Raw genomic sequence first — 12682 nt, 5'->3', positions numbered from 1 at the left:
TGAACAATGAGTGAAGACAAAAATATTCCAGAAGAAATAGACGAGAAACCCGCAAAGGATTTGCTTCAAGGAGTTGAAGATGAGGAACAAATAGAAAGTTCTTCTGAAGCTAGACGTTTAACAGGTGGGTTAAAAATAACTTTTACAACAATAGCTGTAATTGGGGCCTTATATCATTTATACATTTTAAATTTTCATCCTATTGACCCTTGGATTTTCAGGAGTAGTCATTTACTATTTGGTATTGTTCTTGGTTTTATGCTTTTCCCTGGTTGGAAAAAAGCTTCTAACCGAGTTTCAATCATTGATTGGATTCTAATAGTAGCAAGTATAGGTATCTTTATCTATATTGTAATTAATTTACAACAATTACTATTCCGTTTTGGTGTTATGCCAACAACGATGGATTTTGTTGTAGCAATAGTTGGTATTTTACTAGTTTTAGAACTAACTCGTCGTACAAGTGGTTGGACGCTCCCTATTCTTGCAGGGATTTTCATCCTTTATGCATTTGCTGGGCCGTATCTCCCAAGTATTTTAAATCACGGTGGATACAGCGTCGAACGTTTCTCAACATATATTTACGGACTAGATGGGATATTTGGAGTAACTCTAGATGTTTCTTCTAAATATATTTTACTGTTTATCATTTTTGGATCGTTCTTACAAATGTCAGGTGTTGGTCGATACTTCATCGATTTTTCATTTGCTCTTGCTGGCGGAATGCGTGGAGGACCAGCAAAGGTTTCTGTCATCTCTAGTGGACTAATGGGGATGATGAATGGAACATCTGCCGGTAACGCGGTTGCTACGGGTTCTTTAACGATCCCATTAATGAAACGTGTTGGTTATAACGCCAGATTTGCAGCTGCTACTGAAGCAACTGCATCAGCAGGCGGACAAATTATGATCCCAATTATGGGTGCGGGTGCCTTTTTAATGGCTGAAATAACAGGTATTCGTTATAGTGAAATTGTTATTGCTGCAACAATTCCTGCATTACTTTATTTCTTATCTGTTTATTTGATGGTAGACTTTGAAGCTGTCAAAAAGGGTATGAAGGGAATTGCAAGAAAAGATCTTCCTAGCTTTAAAGGGATTATTAAAAAGTCTTATTTATTTCTACCTATTATTCTTTTAATAGGAATGTTACTACAAGGATACTCTGTTATAATGTCTGGAACGTATAGTATTATTGCATGTTTAATTGTGAGTTTGTTCAAAGCTGAGACTAGAATGGGTATCAGAAAAATTATAGGCGCATTAGAGCTTGGGATGAAAAATACTATTCAATTGCTTGCGGTATGTGCTTGTGCGGGAATTATTGTTGGTGTTATTTCATTAACAGGTATTGGCTTACGTTTTAGCTCAATGCTATTTTCTGTGGCAGGTAGTAGTGAGTTATTAGCTTTATTGTTTGCAATGTTTATTTCAATTTTACTCGGAATGGGAATGCCAACAACAGCTGCCTATGCTGTGGCAGCATCTGTTGTAGCACCAGGACTAATTAATTTAGGAATTGAACCTTTATTTGCTCATATGTTCGTCTTTTACTTCGCTGTAATGTCAGCAATCACACCGCCAGTTGCTCTTGCTGCTTATGCAGCTGCAGGAATTGCCGGAACAGATCCTATGAAAACAGGTGTTCAAGCGTTTAGATTAGGAATAGCAGCATTTATTGTGCCTTTCATGTTTATATATAGCCCAGAAATCCTTATGGTGGGAAGTGCACTAGAAATTACTATTGCGGTATTTACAGCTTCTATTGGTATTTATCTTCTAGCAGCAGCTGTTCAAGCTTGGTTTGTAGGGCGTCCTGCAAAATCCATAACCCGTATTCTTCTTGTCGCAGCCGCTTTATGTTCTATTTACTCTGGTATTGTGACAGATTTGATTGCTTTGGTGATTATTGTTGTAGCAGTTCTTATACAAATTTTCTTAGGAAAAAAAGTTGAGACTGATTTAGAATTAAATGATCAATCTATCAAGAATATAAACTAAATCAATTATTGGTAATAAAAGAGGGTCTAGTAAAACCAATACGTAAAAATCGTATTGCAACTAGATCCTTTTCTTTTACATGTTTTTATCTAATAAATTTTAAGGGGGATAATAATATGAACAAATTAAACCTTTCAGTAATACCGGGTGATGGAATCGGAAAAGAAGTTGTTCCACTAACATTAAACGTGCTTGATACATTGGCTAGTGTACATGGTGGTGTGAAGTTTGAGTATGAAAAATATCCGTGGAGTTGTGAATACTATTTAGAGCATGGTGAAATGATGCCTAAAGATGGTATGGCTAAGTTGCACCAATCTGACGCTATCTATTTAGGGGCTGTTGGGAATCCACAACTTGTTCCAGATCATATTTCACTTTGGGGATTGTTGATAAAAATACGTCGTGAATGTGAGCAAGTTGTGAATATTCGACCTGCGCAATACATAAAGGGAGTAAAATCACCACTTGCGGAACCAAATGATTTCGATTTTGTTGTTGTAAGAGAAAACAGTGAGGGAGAGTACAGTGAAGTTGGTGGTCGTATTCACAGTGGAGATGATGAAATTGCTATTCAAAATGCTGTTTTTACAAGAAAAGCGTCAGAAAGAACGATTCGATATGCTTTTGATCTAGCTGTAAAACGTAGCGGGAAAGTGACGAGTGCAACGAAATCAAATGGAATTGTGCACAGTATGCCCTTTTGGGATCAAGTGTTTAAAGAAGTCGGCACGGAATATCCAAACATAAATATAGAAAGCAATCACATTGATGCATTATGTGCGTTTCTAGTCTCAAAACCTCACCATTTTGATGTTATTGTCGCTAGTAATCTATTTGGTGATATTCTAACAGACTTAGGGGCTGCTGTTATGGGAAGCATCGGGATAGCTCCTGCAGCAAATATTAATCTAAATGGTAATTATCCTTCTATGTTTGAGCCGGTACATGGTTCTGCACCTGATATTATTGGTCAAGGTATTGCTAATCCAATTGGACAATTGTGGACTGCAAAAATGATGATGGATCACCTTGGGCTAGAGGAGTTAGGCTCACTGTTATTTAAAGCTATTAAAGAGACAATTGGTGAAGGAATAAAAACAAAAGATTTAGGCGGATTATCTACCACAGAAGAGGTCATTGATTATATAAATGCAAAGATTCTAACACAGGCGTAGAAATAGAGAAGAAGGTTTGGTGCAGAAAATTTTCAGTCGATAATTGAGGTTTAGGGATGATGACGGGAAGAGTTTCCGGAGGGGGAAGAAAGAAAGTAAGTAAGTAAGTAAGTAAGTAAGTAAGTAAGTAAGTTAAGACCTACACCCACAGGCACAAAGAGAATTTATAATGTCGATAAAGGAAAACAACAGTGTTAGTCAAAGTGAAATACAAACGATCTTTACAACGCACTCAGCTGTAATTGTTGATCAGTTAAACGTTTTTTTATTTTGGACTTGATGCAAATTTTGTGCAACTTTATCCTGCTAAAGCATCAGTATTTACTTGCAGTCTTGTCTTGAATGTCCGCATTGACATGAGAGTACGCATCTAGTGTTTGCCCACACGACTATGACCTAACCGTTCTACAACAATTTTAGGTTTTTCACCAATGCTCGGCTCCTTAAGGAATTATAGACACATTAAGCAGATTAGTTGGTGAAATCCTTTGAATGTTGTTAAGAAGTCTGTTTGATTAAGAGGACTCATTGACTTATATATATAATCAAAATATTAAAACTATTTTTCAAAAAGGGTTTAAATATACAAGCGACTATGTTATAAATACGAATAGAGTCGCTTGTATATTGATTCATAGTAGAGTGAAAATTCCATTTTCACCAGTGGAAGTGGTCATTTTTGAAAAGAGAATTATAAATAATTAAATTTTCATTTTTTTTATGTACTATTAAACCGGTTTAATAAACTGAGGTAGACTTTTCTTTATTGGACAAAGGAAGAATAATTCTTATTAACAACAAATAGGATATTGAGGAATTAACTGATCAAAAATGAGGGGTGTTTCTATGAAAACAATTAGTGTTCAGGCAACGATTAATAACCAAAAAATCAATAAAAGGGTATCGCAACTAATTTTGGGAACAGCTGAGGCTTTTCAACTTGACGAGAAGGGGCAATTGACTCCAATGCTCGAAGCGTTCTTAGAGAAGGGAGGGAACCTTCTTGATACTGGTCATCAGTACAAAAGGAGTGAAGAAACATTAGGTAAGTGGCTTAAGATAAAGAATAATCGTGATAGAATTCAAATTTTGACGAAGGGGGCACATCCAGATGATGGGGAGCCTGGGAATCGTCTAAACCCAGCTTCCATTGAGAAGGATTTGTTTGAAAGCTTAGAGCGATTGAATACTAATTATATTGATTTTTATGCACTTCATCGTGATGACTTAGAGGTTGAAGTTGGACCAATTATTGAAATATTAAATAAGCATATTTCTGCTGGGAAAATTCATGCAATTGGTACCTCTAACTGGAATAATGAACGTATTGAGGAAGCAAATAAATACGCAGAGAAAAATAAACTAGTGGGTTTTACCTTTAATAGTCCGAATTTAAGTTTAGCGAAATGTAATGAACCGAGGTGGGCAGGTTGTGTTTCGTTAGATCATGAGGGTGTTAATTGGCATTCAACAACAAATATGCCATTATTTTCGTGGTCATCACAAGCGGGTGGTTTTTTCTCTGGTAGGTTTAGTCAAGAAGAACGTAGCGATGAGGAGATGGTTCGCGTATTTTATAGTCCTGAGAATTGGGAGCGTTATCATAGAGCTTTGATACTTGCTGATGAGAAAAATGTTTCACCTATTCAAATAGCATTAGCCTATGTCTTAAATCAAACGTTCCCTACTGCAGCTATTATTGGACCACAAAATGAGATTGAGTTACATTCGTCCGCAGATGGTGCAAATATAGTTCTAACAGAAACTGAAATGAAATGGGTTGATTTATTAGTAGAAACAAGGTAATTCATAACTGCAATTTGAATCTTTGAATAGAATAGGAGGGAATTATGGAGCATTTTATAACATCTTTTTCATACGTTAACACTCCTTTCACGCTTCATGGAGAAAACCAGTTAACTGTAAGATTTTCTTTAAAGGATGTTGGGGAAACACTTATTAATTTTACCAGTTCTGTTCCTGACGGAGATTGGGGAATGAAAGATAAAGAATCAGCAGTTGTAACGGTACTTTTAAACGGGGAATACAACCAAGATTATATACTTTTTTATGGAAATGAGCCATTTACTTACGAAAGGATGATAGGTAGTTTACCGCCTGGTGAACACGAACTTTCATTTGTATTCCAATCTAATAAATCATCAAAATTAATAATTGAAGCAATAGTTCATATGATAGAGATTCGTCAAGTAAAGGAGTCAGACTATGAGATTGTGTTCTATCAGCATGCTCCGGTTATTTATGGACGTCATTTAATGTCTCCATTTGAAAATAGTTATACAGATACACCACTAGTTTTATTCTACTATTCTGACCATACAGAGGATGGAGCGATGATAATAGAGTACCATATTATCTTTAGCCATGAAGATGGTGGAACAACTGCAACTAAATTAATGTCTAAATGGGGACGAACCTCTGATATAGAATGGGTTTATAAAGTGAAGGTAGATCCTCGTGGACGTCGTTTATTGAATGAAGATGAGACGGAGTTTTTCCAAGGAGCTGAACATATCACAACTCCGTTCAAGGGAGCAAGAGGTCTTGGTAACCACCCAATTTTACAAGTTGCAACGGATAATGGCAATTTTTCAGATCAAATATCATCCACCTACCGTTATTTTTTAAAGCCTGCAACCTGCCTTCCTAGACAACTAAACAGAGAAACAGTTATGGATAAATACCAATGGACATATTTGATTTCAGCTAAAGAGATCAGGCGTCAAGAAAGGCTTGAATTATCTCATGATCCAAACACACCTTTGCTGAGTGATCCACGTCATTATTTATATATTCAATCAACTAAACTTACTGTTGAGGGGAAAGACGCTCAAGGGAAAGTCGATTTTAAAGTGAAGTTACTGAATAAAGAAACACTCTTTAGTGCTACACATCAAAATTTCGAGATGGCATATGATGCAGATGGCCCTTTTTCAACAACAGTTAAACTTCCAAAAGGTACAAAAATAAGTGATATAGAAAAAATTTATGTGTCTTATATCAAAGAAATTTGCGCAGAAAGTAACTATAGCATAAGAGTAAATGGTATTTTCAAATCGTTTTTTCTTGGGGGAGGTGATATGCCAAGTAGACCGTTTATATTTAGCGATAAAGAGGTGGAGGTTTCTTTACTCTATCCACAACAAATAATATGGAAACGTGATGATTAAGTCTATATTTCCATAGAAGGGTTTATTATCTTTCAGATTCATACAAACGGCGAAAAAAACTCTAAACACAAGAAGTTACTGAGAGAATTAAAGAATTAATAAATACAATACTATTAATTGGAGGAATGTTAGATGGAATTAAACTATGCAGCACAATTATATACACTACGAAATGAGTTGAAGCAGGACTTTCCGGGAGTTTTACGAGAGCTTAAAAAAATGGGCTGGGAAGCCGTTCAAATTGATGGTCTTTTTGGGTATTCAGCAGAAGAAATTGCCGAGGTTCTTAAGGAAACTGGTTTAGCAACAGCAGGTATGCATATTGGACTAGACCGTATGAATGATGATTTAGATAATGTAATGAAAGAATCACTGTTATTTAATTCTAAAGACTTTTTCTGTCACTACATGGAAGAGTATATGCAAAATGTGGAAGGTTATAAGAAAGCGAAAGTGGATCTGTTAGAGGTAGCTAGGAAATTATCTCCATTGGGATTTCGTATTGGTTATCATAATCATGATTTTGAATTTAAAACCACCATTGAAGGTAAAAGTGCTCTTGAATTTATACTTGAACCAAAAGGGAATAATTTTATATATCCAGAAATTGATACTTATTGGGTGAAAAAAGCTGGGGTTGATCCATTAGCATTTATAAAAAAATATACTGGAAGAACACCTTATCTTCATTTTAAAGATATGACTACAGATGGTTTAGAATTTTTCGCAGAGGTGGGTACAGGTTCCATAGATTTTAGTTCCATTTTGTCATGGGGAAAACAACACGGGGTGGAGTGGTACGTAATAGAGCAAGATGAATGTAAGGTAAGTCCGTTTGATAGCTTAGCACTTAGCTTAGAAAATTTAAAGAAAATGGAAGAGAAGTTAAAATAGGTAATATCATGAGCAAACTTTTTATAATCGTATTTTCAACGAAGAATAGTAAATTAGTTCAATGAAAAAGGAGTATATTTATGTATAATAAAAGACCTTTAAACCCTGTTCGTAGTACACAACTAAATGCTACTATAAAATACGGCTATGAGGAAATAGTTTCACTATTGAATAGCCTGTCACTGTCCAATAAACAAACTGTCATACTTGATGGAACACATGGAGTAAACTTTAAACCGCTTATTAATGAAATACTGTTGCACTTTAACCAAGAAGAAATAACACTGCTCTCGACCTATGATTTCTTAAAGTCAGAAGAGGAGATTAGAGAGTTTTTTGATAAAAATATAACAGATAATCGAGCTTTTGGTTATGTAACAGAAGTAGAAATAGATACGTATTTTGAAGAAGACGCAAGAGAAACTCTCCAGACATTTTTAGGACAACAATCAGATACAAAAAAAATGTGCATTGTATGGGGGCCGGGTGCAAGCTATCTTCATAGCAAGGATATAGATATATCTCTATTTTTGGATGTTACAAGAGAAAGTCAAGAAATTAAGCATAAGGAATCTCTAATGAACTTTGGTTTTCAGACAAACATCGATGCTGTAGAAAAATTTAAAATTTCGTACTTTGTGGAGTGGCCTATTTTAGAAAATTACCGTAAACGTAACTTATCGCAATTTGATTATTACGTAGATTTGAATGATCAAAACGAACCTAAGCTCGTAACGATTACCGACTTTCTCGCTATAATTAGGGATATTTCCAATTTTCCATTGCGGGTTAAACCATTTTTTATGCCGGGTGTTTGGGGGGGGCAATATTTAAAGAAAATGGCTGATCTTCCTAATGATATGACAAACTGTGCATGGAACTTTGAACCTATTGCACCCGAGAACTCCATCCTAGTAGAAAACAAGGGTGAAACTATGGAAATTCCTTTTTTGTTAGTAATGGCGAATGCTAATAATGCAATTCTAGGCGATAGAATTGTAGGATTATTTGGTGATTACTTTCCTGTTCGATTAAACTTCCTAGACACGATTGAAGGAGATAATCTATCTTGTCAAGTTCATCCTAAAGAATCATTCCTACGTGAAGCATTTAATGAAAAACTAGAGCAACAAGAATCTTACTATATAGTCGAAACCAAGGGGAACCCGAAAGTTTATTTAGGGTTTACAGAAGATGTGAACATAAAAGAATTCAAAGAAACAGTCGAAATGTCTCAAAAAACTGGGGAAGCGATCCCTTTTACAGACTATATACAAGAGTGGGAGAGTAAAAAGGGAAACCTCTATCATATACCTTCGGGAACCGTTCATTGTGCTGGAAAAAACAACTTAGTCTTAGAAATATCTTCAACTACGTGGTGGTTCACATTTAAGATTTATGATTATGTACGAAAAGATTTAGATGGAAAACCAAGACCTATTAATACTGATTACGGGTTTGCAAATGTAGATTCCTATAAGGATAAGCCTTGGGTAGAAAATAACTTACTACCTAAACCTAAAATGATTAACAAACAAGGTAGCAATGAAGAGTATGATCTTGGGAAAAGAGATGACCTTTTATTTTTTGTTAATCGAATTCATCTTGATACCCAGTGGATTGATAATACGAATGGTGAATTTTTACTATTCAATCTTGTTGAAGGCGATAAAGTAAGAATCATTTCTTTAAAGGATACATCTGTGTTTGTAGATATAAATTATGGTGAATCGTATATTCTTCCTGCAGTTTTTGGTGCTTTTCAGCTTGAAAATAATGGAGAAGTTCCGTGTAAATTAATTAAAGCAGGAGTTTCTCCTAATTGGGATGTGAAGATGACAGATGACTAATTGTTTGATAGCGATGGATGTTGGTGGAACTACTATTCATGCGGCCGTCGTTCGCGATAACAAAATTATAGAGAGAACAATCAAAACGTATGATGCAAGAGCAAATAAGAATAAAGATAATATCATAAGTAATTTGATGTTTATTATTAAAGACCAGCTTTTCATCGTTAAAAAGGAATTAAAAAATGAGGGGTGTTCAAACTTTACATTGTCTGGAGTGGTAATGGGATTTCCTGGTCCGTTTGATTATGAAAATGGCATTTCCTACATTATAAAATTAAACAAGTTTGATGCAATTTATGGGGTAAATATAAAAGAAGAGCTTATGAAGTTAATAGAATATGACAGTCGAGTTAGAAACTATTTTGGTGAAACTATTTGTATAGCATTTGGTAATGATGCTACTTTATTTGCCTTTGGAGAAGGTTTTTTTGGACAAGGAAAAATGTATTCAAGGTATATGTGTCTTACGTTAGGAACTGGATGTGGGTCCGCATTTATTAATAATGGAAAACAGGTAAGAGGTGAATACGGCGTACCAAAAACTGGAGAAATATTCAATGAACCTTTTGAATATGGTATCATTGATGATTATTTCTCCACACGTGGATTGTTAAATCTTGCTCTTGGAAAAAAAATAAATGTCAGTAATGTTCACGAACTAGCAATCCTAGCAAAAAGTGATATTAAATCCCAAGCTCAAGAAGTATTTAATCTTTTTGGTGAAAAACTAGGAAAGATTTTGTCAAAGTATGTTCATACTTTTCAACCGGATGTAATTATATTTGGTGGAGGAATCTCTAAATCTTTTGAATTATTTAGAGAGACTCTAGAAAAAGAAATTGATCCAATAAAAACACCCGTTAAGGTTTCTGTGAGACCACTATACAGTACCTTTATTGGTGCTACACAATTATTGTAATGTAGTAATTGTGGAATCAAGTTTAAAATAAGTAATTTTTTTAAAAGTCAGAATTATCATATTGACAATTTGAAAGATATACATTATATTCTAATGGTAGCGCTTTCTTAAACCGGTTTAATTTATGAAAATCTAAGGTTTACTAGCATAAATATTTCATTTTTTAATACATTATTAAACCGGTTTAATAAAACATCAATTCAGTTAATGATGTTTGTTGAAAGTAAAAATACAAGGAGGGGTTTTAGTTGAAAAAGATTTTATTTTTACCTATGATTTTGTTGCTAGTTTTATTGTTTGCTGCTTGTTCAGGATCTGACAACGAGGTGAACTCGGGTAACGATGATCAAAACAATGATCAAAACAATGATCAAGAGCAAAACAACGATGAAGAGCAAAACAATGAGCAATCAGCAGATGTGCCAGATCGTGACTTCGCAGCAGAAGGATTACCAGAGTACAATCAAGCAATTGGTGACCTTGAGGAGACAACATTAGAAGTTTGGATGGCTGCGGATTACATTGATGAGGCTCCTGTCCAAGACGCAATTGCAGAATTTATGGAAGTATACCCTAATATTAATGTAGAGACTGCAGGTCATACTTGGGGTGATATGCAAGACCAAGTTCGATTAGCAGTAAATGGTGGAGCTCCACCTGACTTAGCACATTTCCACGCTTTTTCAATGGGTAACCAAGGTTTAGCTGAACCTGTTGATGACCTTTGGGAAGAGTGGGGAGCCGAAGAGGAATTTCTACCCGGTGCGGTTGATAACGTAACATGGGAAGGTACAAAGTATGGTGTACCAATAGACATCAATACTACATTTTACTTATATAACACAGAAATGTTTGAAGAAAAAAATCTTTCCCCACCAACAACTTTAGAGGAATTCACTGAAGTTTCTATAGAAGTTGCTGATCTAGATCAAGGTCGATATGGATTTGTTCCAGCAGCAAGTACTTGGGGATTACATGGTTGGATGGTTTCAGAAGGTGCAGAAATTCTAACAGAGGAAGACGGGGAATGGTCAACGAACTTTACTGATGAAAAGGTATTAGATGTTGTGAAAACATACACTGATATTGCAACTGAACATAAGGTTGGACCACTTCCACCTGCACAAGCAAGACAATCAGATCATCCAGTAGCGATGTTTGGTAATGAGCGTGCTGCAGCAATTATATCTGGCCCATTCGATATTTCTCGAATTGAAAATGAATTCCCTGAAATGTTTGATAAGGTAGGGACAGCCCTGCTTCCAGGATCTGGGAAAGGTTCTGTAGCTGGCGGAGGAAGTATGTTTGTACCAAAAGATTCAGAAAACAGAGAAGCATCTTTTGAATTAATGAAATGGATTATCTCTGATAAGTATGCCATCAGAATGGCTGACGAGATGGGAAGACACCCAGTTAAAGCACATATGTATGAAAATGAGCTATATGCAGATCCGCTATTAGAGCCATTTATTGAAACATTACAACATGCGGAACAATACTATCTAGAAGCATTTCCAGAAGCGAACTCAGCATATTCAGATGCATTTAGGAATGTATTTGATGGTGCCGATATTGAAGAAGCATTTACTGAAGCTCAAGAGAAAGCAGAAGAGGCTTTAGCAAGAAGTTCGAATGAATAATTAGGTTGATTAATTGGGTGGGGTATCCTTAAAAAGATACCCTTTCCCTCTCATTAAGGAGTGACACAAATGATATCAAAACATAAAAGTGCAGTTTATATGGATGGAAAATCACTATTAGAAGAAAAAATTAAAAAGAAAAACAGAAGAAAAGACTATTTAGGTACATATTTGTTTCTTACTCCAGCATTGTTATTATTATTCACATTTTCATTTGTACCGATTATTTATGTTGTTTATCTTAGTTTTCACAGGGTACGATTACCGGACGACCCAATATTTATTGGAATAGGTAATTACGCCCAATTAATGGGAGATTCAGTTTTTTGGAGAAGTATGGGTAACACACTTATTTACACATTAGGATCTATGAGTCTCGGGCTATTCGCCGGATTATGTGTAGCAGTCTTGTTAAACCGAGCATTTAAAGGGAAGAGATTTTTTAAAGTATTTTATTTCTTGCCAAGTGTAACGTCAGACGTTGTTTCTGCAATGATCTTTTTGTGGATATTTGATCATAACTTAGGAATATTAAATTATTTATTACCTAAAGTTGGATTAGTTGAACCGCCAGCTTGGTTGTTAGATCCATTTTGGGCGATGTTTATTCTCATTTTTGTAGGATCATGGCGTGGAGCAGCTTACAATATCCCTATCTTCCTAGCTGGATTAGAAGGAGTTCCAAAATCTTATTATGAGGCTGCAGAGATTGATGGTGCTAATGGGTGGCATAAGTTTTGGAGAATTACGATACCGTCCATTATGCCTATATCCGTATATTGTATGGTAATGTCTATTATTGCATCGTTTCAGGTTGTAGCTATTGTCGACGTATTAACCGATGGGGGACCGGATAATAGTACACTTGTAGCGTTGAAATATGTGTGGCAGCAATCATTTCAGTTCAACTATGTCGGATATGGCGCAACGATGTCATTATTTATTTTCCCATTTTTGTTGGTAATGACTTGGTTAAACCTAAAGCTGTCTAAGAGGAGTGGCTGAA

General features: G+C 35.4%; 9 protein-coding genes. All 9 read left to right on the top strand.

Annotated features, from left to right (window positions below; translation table 11 throughout):
* The first annotated feature begins 6 nt into the window (after window positions 1–6).
* The 9 genes from CEF18_RS14360 (at window position 7) to CEF18_RS14320 (ending at window position 12681) form a co-directional block, all read left to right on the top strand.
* A complete protein-coding gene (locus CEF18_RS14360; RefSeq protein WP_110937102.1) occupies window positions 7–2001 on the top strand; it encodes a TRAP transporter permease in 1995 nt (664 codons plus the stop codon).
* Between the two features lie 116 nt (window positions 2002–2117).
* A complete protein-coding gene (locus CEF18_RS14355) occupies window positions 2118–3179 on the top strand; it encodes a tartrate dehydrogenase (RefSeq protein WP_110937101.1) in 1062 nt (353 codons plus the stop codon).
* 846 nt (window positions 3180–4025) lie between these two features.
* On the top strand, window positions 4026–4985 hold the full coding sequence (locus CEF18_RS14350) for an aldo/keto reductase (RefSeq protein ID WP_110937100.1): 960 nt from the start codon (window positions 4026–4028) through the stop codon (window positions 4983–4985).
* 44 nt (window positions 4986–5029) lie between these two features.
* The gene (locus tag CEF18_RS14345; RefSeq protein WP_110937099.1) at window positions 5030–6370 is read left to right on the top strand and encodes a hypothetical protein; all 1341 of its coding nucleotides are present in this window, start codon (window positions 5030–5032) and stop codon (window positions 6368–6370) included.
* A 132-nt stretch (window positions 6371–6502) separates the two neighbouring features.
* Window positions 6503–7264 (top strand): sugar phosphate isomerase/epimerase family protein, encoded by a 762-nt coding sequence (locus tag CEF18_RS14340; RefSeq protein WP_110937098.1) that lies wholly within the window; start codon window positions 6503–6505, stop codon window positions 7262–7264.
* An 80-nt stretch (window positions 7265–7344) separates the two neighbouring features.
* Window positions 7345–9114, top strand: coding sequence for a class I mannose-6-phosphate isomerase (locus tag CEF18_RS14335; protein ID WP_110937097.1), 1770 nt, complete (start codon window positions 7345–7347; stop codon window positions 9112–9114).
* Entirely contained in the window at window positions 9107–10036 is a 930-nt protein-coding gene (locus CEF18_RS14330; RefSeq protein ID WP_110937096.1) for an ROK family protein, read from the top strand. The genes CEF18_RS14335 and CEF18_RS14330 overlap by 8 nt, the downstream gene beginning before the upstream one ends.
* 248 nt (window positions 10037–10284) lie before the next feature.
* Window positions 10285–11676 carry an ABC transporter substrate-binding protein gene (locus CEF18_RS14325; protein ID WP_110937095.1) on the top strand — a complete coding sequence of 464 codons (1392 nt, stop codon included), beginning with the start codon at window positions 10285–10287 and terminating at the stop codon, window positions 11674–11676.
* Between the two features lie 69 nt (window positions 11677–11745).
* Window positions 11746–12681, top strand: a complete 936-nt coding sequence (locus CEF18_RS14320) for a carbohydrate ABC transporter permease (protein ID WP_110937094.1) — start codon at window positions 11746–11748, stop codon at window positions 12679–12681.
* Window position 12682 lies beyond the last annotated feature (1 nt).

Source organism: Salipaludibacillus neizhouensis, assembly GCF_002886185.1.
Lineage (GTDB): Bacteria > Bacillota > Bacilli > Bacillales > Salisediminibacteriaceae > Salipaludibacillus > Salipaludibacillus neizhouensis.
This window is presented reverse-complemented; position numbering and strand designations above follow the sequence as displayed.